Here is a 17407-nt window from a genome sequence, read left to right as displayed (position 1 = left end):
GTCAGCCGCGCGGGCGCGGCAGTTCGATGGCGCCGGTCTGCACGAGCTGCACAGCGCTCACCTCGCGCCCCATGAGGCGGTGCGCGAGGCGCAGGAACTCGTCGGCGGAGTCGCCGGTCGCCTCGTAGACATGGGTGGCGACAGCATCCGCACCGGCGAGTAGATCGCGGCTGACCAGCTGTCGGTAGACGTCTTTGGCAGTCTCGGTGTCGCTGGAGACGAGCGAGACGTCGGGCCCCATCACGTAGCTGATCGCGCCCTCGAGGAACGGGTAGTGCGTGCAGCCGAGCACGAGGGTGTCGACGCCGGAGTGCCGGAGCGGCGCGAGGTATTCCTCGGCGACGGCCAGGACCTCGGGCGAATCGGTCACCCCGGCCTCGACGAATTCGACGAAGCGCGGGCACGCTCGCGCGAACACCGTCAGGCGGGCGTTGACCTCGAGCATGTCCTGGTAGGCGCCGGATCCGATCGTGCCGGCCGTGCCGATCACACCTATGCGACCGTTGCGGGTCGTCGACATCGCGGTGCGCACGGCGGGGCCGATCACCTCGACCACCGGTACGTCGTAGCGCTCGCGCGCATCACGGAGCATGGCCGCCGACGCGGTGTTGCACGCGATCACGAGCATCTTGACGCCCTGATCGACGAGCGAGTCGAGGATCTCGAGCGAATAGCGCCGGACGTCGGCGATCGGCTTCGGGCCGTACGGCGAGCGCGCCGTGTCGCCGATGTAGAGCAGCGACTCACGCGGAAGCTGTGCCGAGATCGCCCGGGCGACGGTCAGGCCGCCCACGCCGGAGTCGAAGATCCCGATCGGCGCATCGTCCACGATCACCCAGCCTACCCGCGACGACATCGCCGACCGGCGCGGTCGGGTGCGTCGCTCAGTAGGCTCGCTGCATGAGCGCGCAGAGCCCGCAGAGCACCGCCTTCCACACCGACCAGTACGAGCTGACGATGCTCGACGCGGCGCTGCGCGACGGCACCGCCGCACGTCGCTGCGTCTTCGAGCTGTTCGCCCGGCGCCTGTCGGCCGGCCGGCGCTTCGGCGTCGTGGCCGGTACGGGGCGCCTGCTGAGCCTCATCCGCGACTTCCGCTTCGGCGATGACGAACTGCGCTTCCTGCGCGACAACCGGATCGTGGATGCTGCGACCATCGACTACCTCGCCGGCTACCGCTTCACGGGGTCGATCGCCGGCTACCGCGAGGGCGAGCTGTACTTCCCCGGCTCACCCATCCTCACCGTGGAGGGGACCTTCGCCGAGGCGGTGATCCTGGAGACCCTCGCACTGAGCGTGCTGAACCACGACTCTGCCGTCGCGACGGCCGCCGCGCGCATGAGCATCGCCGCCGGTGATCGGCCCCTGGCCGAGATGGGATCGCGTCGGGCCGGCGAGCGCTCGGCGGTCGCCGCGGCGCGCGCGGCATACATCGCCGGCTTCGGCGCGACCTCGAACCTCGAAGCGGGGCGCAGCTGGGGCATCCCCACCATGGGCACCGCCGCCCACTCGTGGACGCTGCTGCACGACACCGAGGAAGACGCGTTCCGCGCGCAGATCGCCGCGCTCGGCGTCGGCACCACGCTGCTGATCGATACGTACGACATCACGCAGGGCGTCGAGACCGCTGTGCGCGTCGCCGGCCGGGAGCTGGGCGGTGTGCGCATCGATTCGGGTGACCTGCCGCTCGTCGCGGCCGCGGTGCGCGCCCAGCTCGATCAACTGGGCGCGACCTCGACACGGATCACCGTGACGAGCGATCTCGACGAATTCGCGATCGCGGCGCTCGCCGCGGCCCCCGTCGACGCGTACGGCGTGGGCACCTCGGTGGTCACCGGGTCGGGCACCCCGACGGCCGGGATGGTCTACAAGCTCGTGGCACGTCAGGATGCCGCGGGATCATGGGTCGGGGTGGCCAAGGCGTCGCTGGACAAGGCGTCGAAGGGCGGCCGCAAAGCGGCGTTCCGCACCCTGGATGCCGGAACCGCGACCAGCGAGCTGATCAGGGTGTCGGACGGCTTCGAGCAGATCGACACGGCGGCGGAGCATCCCGATGCACGCGAACTGCGTGCGACCCTCGTGGACGGCGGAGACATCGACAGCACCTTCGAGGGGCCTGCGGGGGTGGCCGCCGCGCGCGCCCACCATGTGCGAGTGCGCGAAGAGCTGCCCGTGCAGGGGCTCGCGCTCAGCCGGTCCGACCCGGCGATCCCGACCGTGTTCGTCGACGTCGACTGAGATCGGTCACACCCGACGGCTCAGCCGACCATCGATTCGTAGATCTCTTTGCAGGTCGGGCACACCGGGAACTTCTCGGGATCGCGGCCGGGCGTCCACCTCTTGCCGCAGAGCGCGCGCACCGGCTTGCCGGTGATGGCCGACTCGAGGATCTTGTCCTTCTTGACGTAGTGCGAGAACCGCTCATGATCACCCGGTTCGACGTTCTCTTCGCGCAGGAGCTCTTCGAGCTCGCGGTCGAGGGTCGCGGTGCCGCCCTGGTCGGGGCGATCGAGGGGGGTGCTCATGGTCAGTCAGTTTAGCCGCGGCAGGCCTAGGTGGACTCGGCGAATTCCATCAGGCGCGCACCGAGGTGACGGAAGGCCACCGATCCGATGACGATCCCGACCACGAGCACGCCCAGCCCGCTGCCGACACCGACCCACAGCGCGGTGAACGCTTCGTCGATGTCGACGGTGAGAGCCCGCCACGCCCACCACAGCGCCGGGGCGCTGAGCACGATCGCGCCGAGAAGCACGAGCCCCTGCGCGACCGCGCTCGCCGAACCGGCGCGCTGCGGCTGCTGGAACGGGCTGTCACCCGGTCGCGCGACGGCGTAGGGCGAGACCACCGACGAGATGCTCGACAGTCCGAGGCCGGACAGGAACAGCGCGGCGCAGACGCCCACCATCGCGGGCAGCACCGCCCACCTTCCGTGGGCGAGCACTGCGAGCGGGATCGCGACCGCCAGCACGGGAACCGCGATCAGCAGGATGGGCACCAGCCGCCCGACGCGGTCTGAGACGCCCTTGACCCCGCTGGCGACGTGCATCCACAGGGCGGTCGAGTCGTAAGCCAGGTCGTTGTGCGGCAGCCAGCCGAAGAACAGCGCGGCGATCGGCACGGGAACGAGGGCGACGACCTGCACCGGCACGCCGACGACGATGAGGGGCACCATGGTCAGCGCCGCCGCGATCGGCACCACGATGACGTTCACGATGTAGCGGCGGTCGCGCAGCCAGTAGATGAGGCTGCGAGCGGCGACGCCGCCGCCGGGAGTACCGGGGGCCACCGCGAACCAGCCCAGTCCGCCACGCTCGCGCACCGACACAGGGCGCTCCGTCGTGATGAGGACCCGCCGGACGAGCCACCCCCACGCCGCACCGAGTACGACGATCGTGGTGAGCGAGACCGCGAGGCTCGCCCAGGCGGATGAGGCATCCTGGCCGACGCGCCCCGGGAAGGCGATCGCGGCGCCGAGCGGGGTGAGCGCGAGCGCCGAAACCGCCTCGCCCAGCTGGGTGGGGACCGTGCCGCGCCACTCGAGCGAGGCGAAGAACACCCCCACGGGCACCACGACCACGAGGATGGCCAGCGCGAACACGCCGCTGAGCTCGCGCGAGCGCCGATCGCGGAGGAAGAGCGAGGTGAGCGCCATGCACACGCGCGCCAGCAGCGCGCATGTGACGATCGCGAGGATGGCCCCGATCGCCCCGATCGGCCAGGCGACGCCGTGCGCACTCCAGACCAGCACGAGGCACACGCCGAGCGCCGTGAGCACCATGACCGGCACGCTCAGCAGGCCGGCGACGGCCAGGATCGTCGCGAGCCGGCCGAACGGCAGACCGAACACTGCGAACCTCCGCGGGTCGAGCGGATCGGTGGCCCCCGCGATCAGTGGCGCCAGCGCGAAGCCGAGCGTGACCGCCGACCCACCGAGCACCGTGACGGCGAGCACGACCTCGATCGGGGCGGTACGCAGCGACAGCACGCCCCAGCACGTGACGATCGTGGCGGCGACCAGCAGCACGATGCCGATGCTCATCCGGATGATGTGCGCCCGGTCTCCTCGCAGCGCACCGATCAGGAGCGCCGCCCTCAGTCGGAGAACGTATGCAGCCACTCCAGGCCTTCCACGTCGCTCAGGCCGCCGGCGAGTTCGATGAAGCGCTGCTCGAGGGTGAGTTCGCCGCGCACCTCGTCGACCGTGCCTTCCGCGAGCACCTGGCCCGCCACGATGACAGCGACCCGCGAGCACACCCGTTCGACCAGCTCCATGCCGTGACTGGACAGGATCACCGTTCCACCGTGCGCGACGTACGTGCCGAGGATGTCCAGGATGATCGCGCTCGAGACCGGATCGACGGCCTCGAACGGCTCGTCCAGCACGAGAAGGCGCGGCGAGTGGATCATCGCGCCGGCGAGCATGACCTTTTTGGTCATGCCGGCCGAATAGTCCGAGACGACCCTGCCCAGAGCATCCGTCAGATCGAATGCCCGCGCCAGGTCGGCGGTGCGGCTCTCGACGACGGCGGGCGACAGCCCGCGCAGGACACCGTAGTAGTACAGGAGCTGGCGCCCGGTGAGCCGGTCGAACGTGCGCAGGCGGTCGGGAAGCACGCCCATCATGCGCTTGGCCGCCGCCGACTTGCCGGCCGCATCGACGCCGTTCACCGAGATCGTGCCGCGGGTCGGCCGCAAAAGCCCCGCGATCATCGACAGCGTCGTCGTCTTGCCCGCGCCATTGGGCCCGACCAGGCCGTAGAAGATGCCCGCCGGGACGGTCAGGTCGATGCCGTCGACCGCGCGCGTCTCGCCGAAGAACTTGGTCACCCCTCGCACCGCGAGTGCGGGAGCGACCTCGTCGCCCGACGGCTCGGCGGTGTACTCGGCGTCGAACACCACCGCGAGAGCGGCGGCGGCCTCGACGTCGGCGTGAGGCGACGTCAGCCACTCTTCGATGACGGATTCGTCGGCGCCGACCGCCTCAACGGCGACTTCTTCGGGGGTGATTTCTTCAGGGGCGACGGGATGCTCGGGCTCGGCGACCTCGGGAACGGCTCGGCTCACCGGCTCCGGCTCCGGCTCCGGCTCGGCAACAGGCTCCGGCTCAGCCACTACGAGCGCCTCGGCGACGGCTTCGGGCTCGGCGTCCGGCTCTGCGGCGGGCTCTGGCTCGACGGCCCGCTCGAGCTCGACGGCCGGCTCGGCGGCCGACTCCACGACGGCGTCCGGTTCGGACGGCGCCGCGACCTGCGCCTCGTCGGACGCGAGCTCAGGCTCAGGGGTCGCCTCGATGACCGGAGGCTCGCTCGTCTCGGCGAGCGCCTCCGCGACAGGATCGAACGCAGGCGCGCCGTCGGGAACGACCTCGGGCAGCGGAGGCTTCGGCGGCACGACGATGCCGGCAGCGGCGAGGTCTGCCGGCAGTGGCGGCGGCGGGCCCGGGTCGACGACCTTCGGCGTGGTTGCGCGAGGACGCCTCGGCTTGGCGGGCGTCTTCGGCGCGGTGGTGGTCGATGCCGTCGTCGCCCGCGGAGCGCGGGGCGCACGCGGTGTGCGGGGTGCGCGCGGCGCGCGCGGTTTCGGGGGCGGCGTGACCGCGGGCTCGGCATCCGGCGACGGAGCGACTTCGACGCTCGCGGCCTCAGTCGCGGAGATGCGCGGCTTGGGCGGCAGCTCCGTGATGCGCCCGCTGTCGGAGCGCGCGCTCTCCACCACGCTGTCCGGTTCGTCCGGATACGCGTCCTGCGGCAGAGGCAGAGAGGCTGTCACCGGACCAACTTACCAAGCGATCCGGATACCGCTGAAGCGCGTGACGTTCGTGACGAATGAGCATTCCCGCCGCGCGGCGTCAAGCCCAACCGACTCTCGGAACTCGCGCCTAGGATCGCGGTGATGGCCGAGAAGGTTCACCGCATTCATACGCTGCCCGACGATTCGCCGTGGGTGGGCGGCATCCCGCCTGCCGGTTCGGACGAGCATCCGGGCATCATCCGTGCGCTCGATCGCGTGATGGCGATCCAGCGGCCGGTGGTCGTCGCGCACCTGCGGAGCATCCGGCTCAGGCATCCGAACGCGTCTGCCGCGGAGATCGTGCGGATGCTGGAGCGGCGCTACCTCGCGGCCGTCACGACGGGCGGCGCCGCGGTGGGCGCGACCGCCGTCGTCCCCGGCATCGGCACCGGTGTCACCCTGGCGCTCAGCGGTGTCGAGACCGTCGGGTTCCTGGAGGCGACCGCGTTGTTCGCCCAGTCGGTGACCGAGGTGCACGGGATCCCGATCGAGAATCCCGACCGCGCCCGCGCGCTCGTGCTGACCCTCATGCTCGGCAAGGAGGGCATCGACCTGGTCGCCCAGCTCGCCGGCCAGGTGACGGGCAAAGGCGCGCCGCGCGAGAAGTACTGGGGCGAGCTGATCACCAAGACCCTCCCCCGCGTGGCCGTCGGACCCCTGGTGGATCGCCTGAAGACCGCGTTCGTGCATCAGTTCGCTGCGAAGGGCACCGCGTCCATCGTCGGGAAGGCGCTGCCGTTCGGCATCGGCGCGGTGATCGGTGGGACCGGCAACCACATCCTCGGCCGGAGGGTGCTGGTCAATTCGCGTCGCGCGTTCGGAGTCCCGCCCCTCACCGTGCCCGCCGACCTCGAGCCACGGCCGGGGGCACTGCCCCTCGAGCGCGCGACGACGTACGGGCTGCGGCGCGCGGGCGGTGCACTCGTGGGCGGCGTCACACGAGGAGTCTCGGCGGTCGGCGGCGCCGGCCGCTCGGTCGGCCGGGCGATCACGCCGCGGCGCAAAGGCCCCGCGAAGGAGTCACTCGAGCCCGGTGCGTCCGGCGTCGACTCAGGCGACAGCCCCGGCTGATCGGGGGCGTCCGAACGGCACGCCGTTCCTCCCCCGCACCGCCCTCACGCCGCTCATCCACAGCGCGGCCGGACAGCAGCATCCACGGTCCTCAGGAGGTCGGATGCCGCGCCTACCGTCACCGGCATGCTGCGAGTCATCGACCCCGACGAGTTCCGCCCACCGCCCGCCTACCGAGTGCCGTGGCGCATCGATCGCGGGTACGAAACGCACCCCCTCGTCACGAACGCGAGCGATGCGGCGGTGGACTTCGTGCGCGTGTTCGTCGACGGCGAGCGCGTCACGGTCCAGACCCAGCTGTGGGGTCAGATGCTGCCCGGCGAGACGGCCGAGCTGTGCCTCTGCGATCTCGACCGCGACGACGTCATGGTCACGCTCGCGTGGTTCCGGCCCGAGACCGGAGTCGAGTATGTCTGGCGGTTCGTGATGTGAGCGTCGTGACATTCTCTCGATTCGAGGCGACAATCGGAGGGTGCACATGACGGAACCTCAGGTCTGGACGCTCATCGGCGTGTTTGCCGCGGTGATGTTCGCGATGCTCACGGTGATGATCGGCGGATTGACGCTCGTGAGCACCAGCCTTGCACGGGTTATCCGCTCCGAGGTGGGGCGGCTCGAGGCCCGATTCGACCATCTCGATCGGGATGTTCAAGCGCTCACCGACCGGGTCTGGCGGACTGACCGCGATTCGTAGAGCCTGCGCTGATGCCGCCCAACGAGCGGGGGGTCAGCGCGAGGGATCGAGAACGAGCTTGCCCGTCGTCACGCGCGAGCGCAGATCTTCGTGGGCACGTCGCGCCTCCGACAGCGGGTACTCGCCTCCGGCGATCACGCTGAGCGAGCCGTCGCGGACGAGGCCGAACAGTTCTGTCATCACGCGGGGCATCAGGCCGGCAACGGTGAAGGCATGGGGAAGCCACATCCCGCCCACCGACGTCGAGTGGGCCAGGAGGCTCGCCGGCGCGATCGGTGTCGGCGCCTGGCGTGACGCCATCCCGTAGAAGGCGAGTCTGCCGAATGGCGCGAGCGCGGCGACGCTCTGGTCGGTGACCGCGCCACCGGTCATGTCGAGCACGACGTCGACGCGACGCCCGCCGTTCGCGGTGCGGAGAGCTCCGACCAGATCGTCGGATGCGGGGTCGATCGCGACATCCGCCCCGAGCGAGAGGGCCAGATCGCGCTTGTCCGGCGTGCTGGCCGTGGCGATGACGTTGCCTGCTCCAAGGCTTCTCGCCAGCTGCACGGCGAGCGAGCCCACCCCGCCTGCGGCGGCGTGAATGACGACCGACTCGCCGGGCTGCAGGCGCGCGGTCCGGTGCAGGAGCAGCCAGGCCGTCGCACCCTGCACGACGAGCGCCAGAGCGCTCACGTCATCGACGCCATCGGGAACGTCGAAGGACTGCGCCTCGAATGCGGCGCCGCGCTCGGCGTAGCCGCCTCCGTCGACGAGCGCGACGACCCGGCGCCCGTCGTCCGTCCGCCCGACCACCTCGCCCCCGGGGATCATCGGCACCGTGCTCGGCGAGAGGTAGGTGTTCTCCGCCTGATGCGTGTCGGCGTAGTTCACTCCGGCTCGATCGACGTGGATGAGAATCTGCCGATCGCCGACCACTGGTTCGTCGACATCGGCGACGTGGAGGACTTCGGGGCCACCGAACTCGAGAACCTGAACAGCGCGCATCTATTCAGCCTGTCACGTCAGCCCACCGGATTCACCGCTCACGCCGTCTGAGGGGCCAGCTTCTCGTCCAGGAAGTCCAGCACGCGGTCCACGCCCTCCTGCTGGCGGTGGGCGGTGAGCACCGAATGGCCCTTGCCCTCGAACTCGACGGCGATGAAGCGCTCGCCCAAGAGGCGAGCCAGCGTGTCGAAGCGCGTGCCGGTGGCAGCATCCGTGCGGTAGCGCAGGCCCAGCACTTCGCATCCCGCCGCCGCCTTGTGGGTGACCGCTTCGAGATCGGCCGGGCTCAGTCCGAGGTCGGCGCCACGCTTGGCTCCGAGGGGGAAGGGCAGTGACGGCTCGGCGAGCACGGGGGCGATCACCGGTGCATCGGCCATCATCGCCAGTGCGAAGCCTCCGGTGAAGCACATTCCGACGACACCCACACCGTCGCCTCCGGTCTCATCGTGGAGTTGGCGGGCGAGGGCTCGCAGCCAGCCGGCGATCGGGCTGGTCTTGCCGCGAGCGAACAGAGTGAACTCGCGCCTCACGCAGAACTGAGCTATGTCACCGACCACGTTGCCGAAGGTGAATCCGGCTCCGGGGGTTCCGAACAGCCTCGGCAGCAGCACTGTGTGGCCCCGTTCGACCACCTCTTCGGCGAACCGCACCAGCGCGTCGTCGATGCCGGGGATCTCATGGATGACGATGACCCCCGGGCCGCTCCCCTTCCGCCACACCTCGCGCGTCTCGCCGTCGAATGTCAGCTCTGTGTGCGTCCAGCTCTCCAGTGCCTGCATGGGATTCATCGTGACACGACTCGGAGCACCTCGTCGTAGATCGACAGCGCCTGCGCGACCTCGTCGTCGGTCACGACGCACGGGGGTACGACGTGGATGCGGTTGTCCTGCACGAACGGCAGCAGTCCGCGCGTGAAGAGGTCTTTCTTGATCTGACCCATCACTCCGGCTGACAGCGGTGCGCGCGTGGCGCGATCCGACACGAGCTCGATCGCCCAGAAGACCCCTTCGCCGCGGACCTCGCCGATGAGCGGATGCCTCGACTCCAGCTCGCGCAGACCCGGGCCGATCGCCTCGGCGCCGATGCGGTGCGCGTTCTCCACGATGCCCTCCGCTTCCATCGCATCGATCGAGCCGACGATCGAGGCCATGGCCAGCGGGTGACCGCTGTAGGTGAGCCCGCCGGGAAAGACCGTCTCGTCGAAGTCGGCCGCGATGTCGTCGGAGATGATCACGCCCCCCACCGGCACGTAGCCCGAGTTGACGCCCTTCGCGAAAGTGATGAGGTCGGGAACGACGTCGTAGCCGTCGAACGCGAACCAGCGGCCGGTGCGGCCGAACCCGGCCATCACCTCGTCGAGGATCAGCACGATGCCGTAGCGGTCGGCGAGGGCCCGGACACCGGCCAGATAGCCGGGCGGCGGGATGAGGATCCCCGCGGTGCCGGGCACGGTCTCCAGGAGGATCGCGGCGATCCCCGCAGGACCCTCGGACTGGATGACCCGCTCGAGGTGGCGGAGGGCCCGCTCCGACTCCTGCTCGGGCGAGTGGGACCAGAACTCCGAGCGGTAGGGGTATGGGCCGAAGAAGTGCGCGTGCCCGGAGGCGTACTCGTTCGGGATGCGGCGCCAGTCGCCCGTCGCGACGATCGCCGCGCCCGTGTTGCCGTGGTACGAGCGGTAGGTCGACAGCACCTTGTCGCGGCCGGTGTGCAGCCGTGCCATGCGGATCGCGTTCTCGTTCGCATCGGCACCGCCGTTGGTGAAGAACACCTTCGAGAAGCCCGATGGCGCGTGCGCCGTGATGCGGCGGGCGGCTTCGCCGCGGACCAGGGCGGCAGTGGACGGGGCGACGGTCGTGAGCAGATCCGCCTGTTCGTGGATCGCCTTCACGACGGCCGGATGCTGGTGCCCGATGTTCACGTTGACCAGCTGGCTCGAGAAGTCGAGCCAGCGATTGCCCGCGTGATCCCAGACGGTGCTGCCGAGGCCGCCCGCGAGCACCGGAGGGTCAAGGAGCGCCTGGGCCGACCACGAGTGGAAGATGTGCGCACGGTCGAGCTCACGGGCGCGGACGTCGAGTTCGGGGTGTGACGTGTCGCTCATGCAGCGATCCTCTCACTCACGATCAGCCTCACGACTTGGCCGTCAGGTGATCGGACAGTGCCGGGATCACCGTTTCGCCGTAGACCCGGAGGGTCTCCTCCTTGTTGTCGTGCTGGAGGTAGCCGGCGAACTGCGTCACGCCGATCGCGCGCAGCTGTTCGAGCTTGGCGATGTGCTGCTCGGCCGTCCCCAGGATGCAGAAGCGATCGATGATCTCGTCCGGCACGAAGTCGACGTGGTCGTTCCCGGCCCTGCCATGGGTGTTGTAGTCGTAGCCCACGCGACCCTCGATGTACTCGGTGAGCTGACGGGGTACTCCGCCCTCGTCGGCGTGATGGCCGTACTTGGCGACGATGTCAGCCACATGGTTGCCGACCATCCCCCCGAACCAGCGGCACTGGTCGCGCATGTGTGCCCAGTCATCGCCGATGTACATCGGCGCGGCCACGCAGAATGCGATCGCGTCGGGATCGCGCCCGGCGCCCTCGGCAGCATCCCGAACCGTCTTGATCATCCAGGCGGCCACATCGAGGTCGGCCAGCTGGAGGATGAAGCCGTCGCCCACCTCGCCGGTCAGTTTCAGAGCGAGCGGACCGTAGGCGGCCACCCACACCTCGAGCTGCGAGCCGCGGCTCCAGGGAAACTGCAGCGTCGCACCGTTGTACTGGACCGAGCGCGAGTTGGCGAGCTCGCGGATCACGTGGATCGACTCGCGCAGCTCACGCATCGTCACGGGCTTGCCGTTGGTGACCCGCACCGCCGAATCGCCGCGGCCGATGCCGCAGATCGTGCGGTTGCCGTACAGCTCGTTGAGAGTGGCGAAGACGGATGCGGTGACCGTCCAGTCGCGCGTCGCGGGGTTCGTCACGAACGGCCCCACCGTGACGCGCTTGGTCTCGGCGAGGATCGCCGAGTGGATGACGTACGGCTCCTGCCAGAGGAGGTGCGAGTCGAACGTCCACACGTGCGAGAACCCGTGCGCCTCGGCCAGCTTCGCGAGCTGGATGGTACGTGCGGCGGGCGGGTTGGTCTGCAGGACGACGCCGAAATCCATCAGGTTTATCCATTCTCGAATCGGTAGTCGGTCCCTGAGCTCGTCGAAGGGTCGCGACACTTCGACAAGCTCAGTGAACGGCGGAGGTCATACGAGGTACTGCGACAGACCGCGCTTGATGTATGCGCCATCGCCCTTGCCGCCGACGTAGCCGGTCTCGTCGACGATCACCCGGCCACGGCTGAGCACGGTGTCGACGTGCCCGTCGATCTCGAACCCCTCCCATGCCGAGTAGTCCATGTTCATGTGGTGGGCTTTGCCGAGGCCGATCGAGGTGTGTCCGTTCGGGTCGTAGACGACGACATCCGCGTCTGCGCCCGGCTGGATCACGCCCTTCTTGCCGTACATCCCGAACATGCGCGCGGGGGTCGTGGAGGTGATCTCGACCCAGCGCGACAGCGAGATCTGACCCGACACGACGCCCTGGTACATCAGATCCATCCGGTTCTCGACACTGCCGATACCGTTCGGGATCTTCGAGAAATCGCCGATCCCCATGTCTTTCTGATCCTTCATGCAGAACGGGCAGTGGTCGGTCGAGACCATCTGGATGTCGTTCGTGCGCAGCGACTGCCACATGTGATCCTGGTGGCCCTCGTACTTGGATCGCAGGGGGGTCGAGCACACCCACTTGGCGCCCTCGAAGTCGCCCCACTGCTCGCTCCAGGCGCCGAGCTGATCCTCCAGTGACAGGTACAGGTATTGCGGGCACGTCTCGCCGAACACGTTGAGTCCTCGATCCCGCGCGGCGGCGATCTGGTCTACCGCCTGCTTGGCGCTGACGTGCACGACGTAAAGCGGCGCACCCGTGAGGTCGGCGATCATGATCGCGCGGTGCGTGGCCTCCTCTTCGGCCTGCCAGGGCCGGCTGGTGCCGTGGAAGTACGGGCTGGTGTTCCCCGCCTCCAGCGACTGTCTGACCAGCACGTCGATCATGGCGCCGTTTTCGGCGTGCATCATCATCAGCGCGCCGTTGGACGCGCCCTTCTGGAACGCGCGGAGGATCTGGCCGTCGTCGCTCAGGAAGACGCCCTTGTAGGCCATGAAGAGCTTGAAGCTCGTGACACCCTCGTCGATCAACTCGTCCATCGCCGTGAGGCTGGATTCCTGCACGTCGGAGAGGATCTGGTGGAAGCCGTAGTCGATCGCGCAGTTGCCCGCCGCCTTCTCGTGCCACAGGTGGTACTGGTCGAGGATGTTCTGTTCGGGGTACTGCACGACGAAGTCTACGATGCTCGTCGTCCCGCCCCAGGCGGCTGCGCGGGTGCCGGTCTCGAACGTGTCGGAGGCGAAGGTGCCGCCGAACGGCATCTCCATATGGGTGTGCGCGTCCACGCCGCCCGGGATCACGTACTTCCCCGCCGCATCGATGACCCGATCGACGTTCGCCTCGATGTCGAACCCGAGGAGCGTCGAGCCGGGTGCGAGGACCGCGGCGATGGTGCCGCCGTCGATCAGCACGTCTGCCGCTCCCGTGCCGGTCGCGTTGACGACCAGACCGTTCTTGATCAGCGTCTTGCTCATGTGCGGATGCTCTTCCTGTGCGTTAGGGCCGGGTGATCGCGGTATACGAATCGGGGCGGCGATCGCGGTAGAACTGCCAGTCGTCGCGCATCTGCTGCACCATGTCCATGTCGAGGTCGCGGATGAGGACCTCTTCCTCCGTCCCCGAGCCACGCTCGCCGACGAAGTTGCCGCGGGGGTCGATCACCTGACTCGTTCCGTAGAAGTCGACGGCGAGCTCGCCGTACTCGTTGTCCTCGCGGCCCACCCGGTTCGGCTGGAGCACGAAGTAGCCGTTCGCGACGGCGGCAGCAGGGCCTTCCACCTCCCAGAGGCGATTGGACAGGCCCGGCTTCGTCGCATTGGGGTTGAAGACGGCGTGCGCGCCGTTCAGGCCCAGTTCGCGCCATCCCTCCGGGAAGTGCCGGTCGTAGCAGATGTACACCCCGATCTTGCCGACCGCGGTGTCGAACACCGGGTAGCCCAGGTTGCCCGGCCGGAAGTAGAACTTCTCCCAGAACCGGTCGAGGTGCGGGAGGTGGTGCTTGCGATATTTGCCGAGGATCGTGCCGTCGGCATCGACGACGACCGCGGTGTTGTAGTAGACGCCGGTGATGTCCTCCTCGTAGATCGGGAGGATCATCACCATGCTCAGCTCGGCGGCCAGCGCCGCGAAGCGCTGGACGATCGGGCCGTCGGCAGGCTCGGCGTAACGGTAGTACTTCTTGTCTTCGGTGATGCCGAAGTACGGACCGTAGAACAGCTCCTGGAAGCAGATCACCTGCGCGCCGTCGGCTTTTGCCTGGCGCACGAAGCCCTCGTGCTTGTCGAGCATCGACTCCTTGTCACCGGTCCACGTCGTCTGGGTGATGGCCGCTCGCACGATCGCCATGTCGCCTCCGTTGCTGTCGCTCACTGTCATTGTTCGCTGTGCACGTTTCGCCGCCGTTTCCGCTCGCTTGCGATCATGCGCGACGGGTCGGGGCGGTGTCCTGAACGTACACCGAGCACCGGCCCGGCACCACGATCGGGCGGGTTGCCGCGACGCCTCGACAGGGACGCGCCTGCGCAATAGCCTCGAACCATGGACAGCACGCTGGCGTGCCTGGCTGCATGGATGCCACGCCAACGCTGGTACGCCGCCAAGGGCCGCACACCGAATCTGAGATTCGTCGCATCATGGGATCTGCCGGGCGATGACCCCGGGGTGCGCGTGCGCACCCTGCTGGTGGCCGACGAGGTCTCGCTGCCACCCGTGCTCTACCAGGTGCCGATCGTCGCGCGTGCCACCGCATCGGTGGACGACGACGCGGTCGGCGTGATCGGCAGCCCCGAGCCGGGCACGACCCTGATCGACGGCGTGACCGACCGCGCCTACACCGACGCACTGCGCACGCTCGTGACCGTCGGCGGCCAGGGCAGAGGATTCCGCACGATCGCCGTCGGCCGCCCCGCCCCGTCCGCCCCGCCGGCCGACACGGGCTACACCGCACGCGTGCTGAGCGGCGAGCAGTCCAACACCTCGCTGATCTACGTTCCCCACGGCGACGGCACGGCGATCATCTGCAAGATCTTCCGTCAGATCCATGCCGGGCTGAACCCCGAGATCGAGCTGCAGACCGCGCTGGCTGCGGCAGGTTCGCCGTTCGTCCCGCGCGCGATCGGCTCGGTCGACGGAGAGTGGCCCGACCCGGCATCCGCTGCCGGTTCGGTCCGCGGCTCGCTCGCGTTCGCTCAGGAGTTCTTCTCCGGCGTGGAAGACGCCTGGCGCGTGGCGCTGCGCGCGGCCGATGTCGGCGAGGACTTCACCGAACGCGCGCGCGACATGGGAATCGCCACCGCGAAGGTGCATGTGGACCTCGCGCGACTCTTTCCCACCGTCACTCCCCTGCCCGGCGATCGCGAGGTCATCGCGGAGGGCTGGCGCCGGCGCCTGTCGACGGCGATCGCCGAGGTGCCGGCGCTGGCCGAACACCGAGACGACATCAGCGCGGCCTACGAGCGAGCGCGGCACGCGTCGTGGCCCGCCCTGCAGCGGGTGCACGGCGACTACCACCTCGGTCAGGTGATCCTCGTGCCCGGCCACGGCTGGGTGCTCCTGGACTTCGAGGGCGAGCCGCTGCGCCCGATGGCCGAGCGCGTGCGGCCCGACCTCGCGCTGCGCGATGTCGCGGGGATGCTGCGATCCTTCGACTACGTCGCCGGCTCCATCCGGCTCGACCAGCCGGACAGGTCGCCGGTCGCTGCGCGTGCGTGGGCGCTGAACGCGCGCAGCGCCTTCCTCGAGGGCTATGCCGAGGCATCCGGACTCTCCCTTGCCGATTCGATGGCGCTGCTGGATGCGCTGGAGCTCGACAAGGCGGTGTACGAGGCGACCTACGAGGCGCGCAATCGCCCCACGTGGATCCCGATACCTCTGCAGGCCGTGGAACGTCTGCTGCGCGGCGCCGGTGTCACAGACGCCGCCGGGCGGTCGCCGGCATCCGTGGACGATCTCGCGAGCTGAGACGCAGAACGCCACCCCGCGAATCGCGGGGTGGCGTTCTTGGCCCGGTGTACGGGTGCGTCGCCAGCTACGGTGCCAGGGTTCCGAGCGTCACATCGGCGGTGCTGCTCTTGCCGCCCCGGACGTAGGTGACCGTCGCCTTGCTTCCGGCCGCAGCCGCGCGAACCTGCGCGGTGAGATCGGTCGCACCGGTGACGGGAACCCCGTTGAACGCGGTGACGACGTCGCCGACTCGCAGCCCTCCCGAGGCGGCCGCGCCGCCCTCGGTCACCTCGGAGATATAGGCACCGGTGGTCGTGGCATCCGCGACGGATGCTGCGTCCTTGACACCCGCGCCCAGCAGTCCGTGCGTTGCGCTGCCCGTGGCGATGATCTCATCCGAAACGCGCTTGACGATGTCCGACGGGATGGAGAATCCGACTCCGATCGAGCCGGACTGGCCGCCGCCCGAGGTGCCGCCCGCCGTCGCGATCGCGACGTTGACGCCGACCAGCTCGCCGTCGCCGTTGACGAGTGCGCCACCCGAGTTGCCCGGGTTGATGGCCGCATCGGTCTGGATGACGGCGATCTTGATGGTCGTGGTGGGCGCCTGACCCGTCGAACCCTGGCCGTTGTCGAAGAAGAACGGCCCGTTTTGCCCGTTCTGATCCTGGCCACCGGTGTTTCCATCCGAGTCGCCCGTGCTGGGCGCCGCGGACGACGCGATTTCGATCGAGCGGTTGAGCGCGCTGACGATCCCGGTCGTGACGCTGTTGGACAGCCCCAGGGGCGCACCGATGGCGACGGCCTGATCGCCGACGTTGAGCTTCGACGAATCGGCGAACTCGATCGGGGTGAGGCCCGACGCGTCGGTGAGCTTGATGACGGCGAGGTCATAGGTCGGGTCGGTGCCCACGACGGTGGCGTCATAGACGCGGCCGTCCGAGGTGGTGGCCCTGATCGTCGCGTCGCTGGAGGCCCCGTCGAGGGTCACGACGTGGGTGTTGGTGACGACGTAGCCGTCGGCAGTGAGCACGACGCCCGAACCGGTGCCGCCTGAGCTGCCGCTCGTAGCCTCGATCGTGACGACGCCGGGCACCACCTTCGCGGCGATCGCGGTGGTCGCGGTGACCGAATCGGTGTTGTTGACGGTGACCGTGGTGGGGCCAGCCGGGGCTGCCGCTGTGGTGCTGCTCCACAGGTTGACTCCGGCGTACGCGCCGCCGAGGCCGGCGGCTCCGCCCACGAGGGCTGCGGCCACGATCAGGCCGACGACCTTCCCGGCGCCCGACTTCTTCGCCGGGGTGGCGGTCTGGGCGGTGCCGACCGGCTGGGTCGCGGTCGGCTGGCCCGGGTGGACGCCGAAGGCCTGGCCGTAGGCGTAGCCGGCGGTGGGCTGCGCGGGCTGACCTGCGTATCCCTGCTGACCCGCCGGGTATGCGTGCGACGCGCCCTGGTACGGCTGCGGCGTTCCGGGGTAGGCCGGGTAGGACTGCTGCGGCGGCTGAGGTGCTGGCGGCTGCGGGGCTGCGGGCTGGATGGCGGCCGGCACCACGGGAGCGGTCGGCGCCTGGTTCGCGACAGGGGCGACCGGCGCGGCGTCGACAGCGGGCGCGGCCGGCGTCGACTCGACCGCGGCGGATTCGTTGGTGGATGCGGGGATGGACTGATCCGGGCGGTCGCCCTGGTGTTCGCTCATGGGGTGCTCCTTCTGGC

General features: G+C 69.4%; 16 protein-coding genes. 5 read left to right on the top strand and 11 right to left on the bottom strand.

What is annotated here, in order from left to right; all coding sequences use genetic code 11:
• Position 1 precedes the first annotated feature (1 nt).
• Positions 2 to 829, bottom strand: a complete 828-nt coding sequence (murI, locus tag ACFE6Z_RS01555) for a glutamate racemase (protein ID WP_375383932.1) — start codon at positions 827 to 829, stop codon at positions 2 to 4.
• Positions 830 to 900: 71 nt separating this feature from the next.
• On the opposite strand from murI, the gene ACFE6Z_RS01550 reads away from it, so the two are divergent.
• Complete coding sequence (locus tag ACFE6Z_RS01550; RefSeq protein WP_375383931.1) at positions 901 to 2238, top strand: nicotinate phosphoribosyltransferase; 1338 nt, start codon at positions 901 to 903, stop codon at positions 2236 to 2238.
• 20 nt (positions 2239 to 2258) lie between these two features.
• Here the strand turns inward: ACFE6Z_RS01550 and ACFE6Z_RS01545 are convergent, their stop codons facing one another.
• The 3 genes from ACFE6Z_RS01545 to ACFE6Z_RS01535 are packed head-to-tail and all read right to left on the bottom strand — an operon-like array spanning position 2259 to position 5772.
• A complete protein-coding gene (locus tag ACFE6Z_RS01545) occupies positions 2259 to 2525 on the bottom strand; it encodes a DUF3039 domain-containing protein (protein ID WP_375383930.1) in 267 nt (88 codons plus the stop codon).
• 26 nt (positions 2526 to 2551) lie between these two features.
• Positions 2552 to 4120, bottom strand: coding sequence for a hypothetical protein (locus tag ACFE6Z_RS01540; protein WP_375383929.1), 1569 nt, complete (start codon positions 4118 to 4120; stop codon positions 2552 to 2554).
• Positions 4096 to 5772 carry an ATP-binding cassette domain-containing protein gene (locus ACFE6Z_RS01535; protein ID WP_375383928.1) on the bottom strand — a complete coding sequence of 559 codons (1677 nt, stop codon included), beginning with the start codon at positions 5770 to 5772 and terminating at the stop codon, positions 4096 to 4098. Before ACFE6Z_RS01535 ends, ACFE6Z_RS01540 begins: the two co-directional genes overlap by 25 nt.
• A gap of 123 nt (positions 5773 to 5895) precedes the next feature.
• Between ACFE6Z_RS01535 and ACFE6Z_RS01530 the strand changes: the two genes are divergently transcribed.
• From ACFE6Z_RS01530 to ACFE6Z_RS01520, 3 genes are all read left to right on the top strand, one after another.
• A complete protein-coding gene (locus ACFE6Z_RS01530) occupies positions 5896 to 6864 on the top strand; it encodes a hypothetical protein (protein ID WP_375383927.1) in 969 nt (322 codons plus the stop codon).
• A gap of 126 nt (positions 6865 to 6990) precedes the next feature.
• Entirely contained in the window at positions 6991 to 7296 is a 306-nt protein-coding gene (locus ACFE6Z_RS01525) for a hypothetical protein (RefSeq protein ID WP_375383926.1), read from the top strand.
• Positions 7297 to 7342: 46 nt separating this feature from the next.
• Positions 7343 to 7558, top strand: a complete 216-nt coding sequence (locus ACFE6Z_RS01520; RefSeq protein WP_375383925.1) for a hypothetical protein — start codon at positions 7343 to 7345, stop codon at positions 7556 to 7558.
• Between the two features lie 33 nt (positions 7559 to 7591).
• On the opposite strand, the gene ACFE6Z_RS01515 is transcribed toward ACFE6Z_RS01520, so the two are convergent.
• From ACFE6Z_RS01515 to ACFE6Z_RS01490, 6 genes are all read right to left on the bottom strand, one after another.
• On the bottom strand, positions 7592 to 8545 hold the full coding sequence (locus ACFE6Z_RS01515; protein WP_375383924.1) for a zinc-binding alcohol dehydrogenase family protein: 954 nt from the start codon (positions 8543 to 8545) through the stop codon (positions 7592 to 7594).
• 38 nt (positions 8546 to 8583) lie between these two features.
• Entirely contained in the window at positions 8584 to 9324 is a 741-nt protein-coding gene (locus tag ACFE6Z_RS01510) for a dienelactone hydrolase family protein (protein WP_375383923.1), read from the bottom strand.
• A 5-nt stretch (positions 9325 to 9329) separates the two neighbouring features.
• The gene (locus ACFE6Z_RS01505; RefSeq protein ID WP_375383922.1) at positions 9330 to 10649 is read right to left on the bottom strand and encodes an aspartate aminotransferase family protein; all 1320 of its coding nucleotides are present in this window, start codon (positions 10647 to 10649) and stop codon (positions 9330 to 9332) included.
• Positions 10650 to 10677: 28 nt separating this feature from the next.
• Complete coding sequence (locus tag ACFE6Z_RS01500) at positions 10678 to 11703, bottom strand: TIGR03842 family LLM class F420-dependent oxidoreductase (RefSeq protein ID WP_375383921.1); 1026 nt, start codon at positions 11701 to 11703, stop codon at positions 10678 to 10680.
• 87 nt (positions 11704 to 11790) lie between these two features.
• Positions 11791 to 13227, bottom strand: a complete 1437-nt coding sequence (hydA, locus tag ACFE6Z_RS01495) for a dihydropyrimidinase (protein ID WP_375383920.1) — start codon at positions 13225 to 13227, stop codon at positions 11791 to 11793.
• A gap of 22 nt (positions 13228 to 13249) precedes the next feature.
• Positions 13250 to 14098, bottom strand: a complete 849-nt coding sequence (locus ACFE6Z_RS01490) for a nitrilase-related carbon-nitrogen hydrolase (protein WP_375384629.1) — start codon at positions 14096 to 14098, stop codon at positions 13250 to 13252.
• Between the two features lie 192 nt (positions 14099 to 14290).
• On the opposite strand from ACFE6Z_RS01490, the gene ACFE6Z_RS01485 reads away from it, so the two are divergent.
• A complete protein-coding gene (locus ACFE6Z_RS01485; RefSeq protein WP_375383919.1) occupies positions 14291 to 15712 on the top strand; it encodes an aminoglycoside phosphotransferase in 1422 nt (473 codons plus the stop codon).
• Positions 15713 to 15779: 67 nt separating this feature from the next.
• On the opposite strand, the gene ACFE6Z_RS01480 is transcribed toward ACFE6Z_RS01485, so the two are convergent.
• The gene (locus tag ACFE6Z_RS01480; RefSeq protein ID WP_375383918.1) at positions 15780 to 17390 is read right to left on the bottom strand and encodes a S1C family serine protease; all 1611 of its coding nucleotides are present in this window, start codon (positions 17388 to 17390) and stop codon (positions 15780 to 15782) included.
• Positions 17391 to 17407: the final 17 nt, after the last annotated feature.

The organism is uncultured Microbacterium sp. (assembly GCF_964244775.1).
Taxonomy (GTDB): Bacteria; Actinomycetota; Actinomycetes; order Actinomycetales; family Microbacteriaceae; genus Microbacterium.
The sequence above is the reverse complement of the archived record's forward strand: the minus strand, read 5'-3'. Positions and strand labels throughout refer to the sequence as shown.

Excerpts from the sequence above, each read along its gene's own strand:
- ACFE6Z_RS01505 (WP_375383922.1), bottom strand. The coding sequence starts at position 10,649 with ATGAGCGACACGTCACACCCCGAACTCGACGTCCGCGCCCGTGAGCTC.
- ACFE6Z_RS01515 (WP_375383924.1), bottom strand. The coding sequence starts at position 8,545 with ATGCGCGCTGTTCAGGTTCTCGAGTTCGGTGGCCCCGAAGTCCTCCAC.
- ACFE6Z_RS01480 (WP_375383918.1), bottom strand. The coding sequence starts at position 17,390 with ATGAGCGAACACCAGGGCGACCGCCCGGATCAGTCCATCCCCGCATCC.
- ACFE6Z_RS01545 (WP_375383930.1), bottom strand. The coding sequence starts at position 2,525 with ATGAGCACCCCCCTCGATCGCCCCGACCAGGGCGGCACCGCGACCCTC.
- ACFE6Z_RS01550 (WP_375383931.1), top strand. The coding sequence starts at position 901 with ATGAGCGCGCAGAGCCCGCAGAGCACCGCCTTCCACACCGACCAGTAC.
- ACFE6Z_RS01485 (WP_375383919.1), top strand. The coding sequence starts at position 14,291 with ATGGACAGCACGCTGGCGTGCCTGGCTGCATGGATGCCACGCCAACGC.
- ACFE6Z_RS01525 (WP_375383926.1), top strand. The coding sequence starts at position 6,991 with ATGCTGCGAGTCATCGACCCCGACGAGTTCCGCCCACCGCCCGCCTAC.
- ACFE6Z_RS01500 (WP_375383921.1), bottom strand. The coding sequence starts at position 11,703 with ATGGATTTCGGCGTCGTCCTGCAGACCAACCCGCCCGCCGCACGTACC.
- ACFE6Z_RS01490 (WP_375384629.1), bottom strand. The coding sequence starts at position 14,098 with ATGGCGATCGTGCGAGCGGCCATCACCCAGACGACGTGGACCGGTGAC.
- hydA (WP_375383920.1), bottom strand. The coding sequence starts at position 13,227 with ATGAGCAAGACGCTGATCAAGAACGGTCTGGTCGTCAACGCGACCGGC.
- ACFE6Z_RS01510 (WP_375383923.1), bottom strand. The coding sequence starts at position 9,324 with ATGCAGGCACTGGAGAGCTGGACGCACACAGAGCTGACATTCGACGGC.
- ACFE6Z_RS01530 (WP_375383927.1), top strand. The coding sequence starts at position 5,896 with ATGGCCGAGAAGGTTCACCGCATTCATACGCTGCCCGACGATTCGCCG.
- ACFE6Z_RS01520 (WP_375383925.1), top strand. The coding sequence starts at position 7,343 with ATGACGGAACCTCAGGTCTGGACGCTCATCGGCGTGTTTGCCGCGGTG.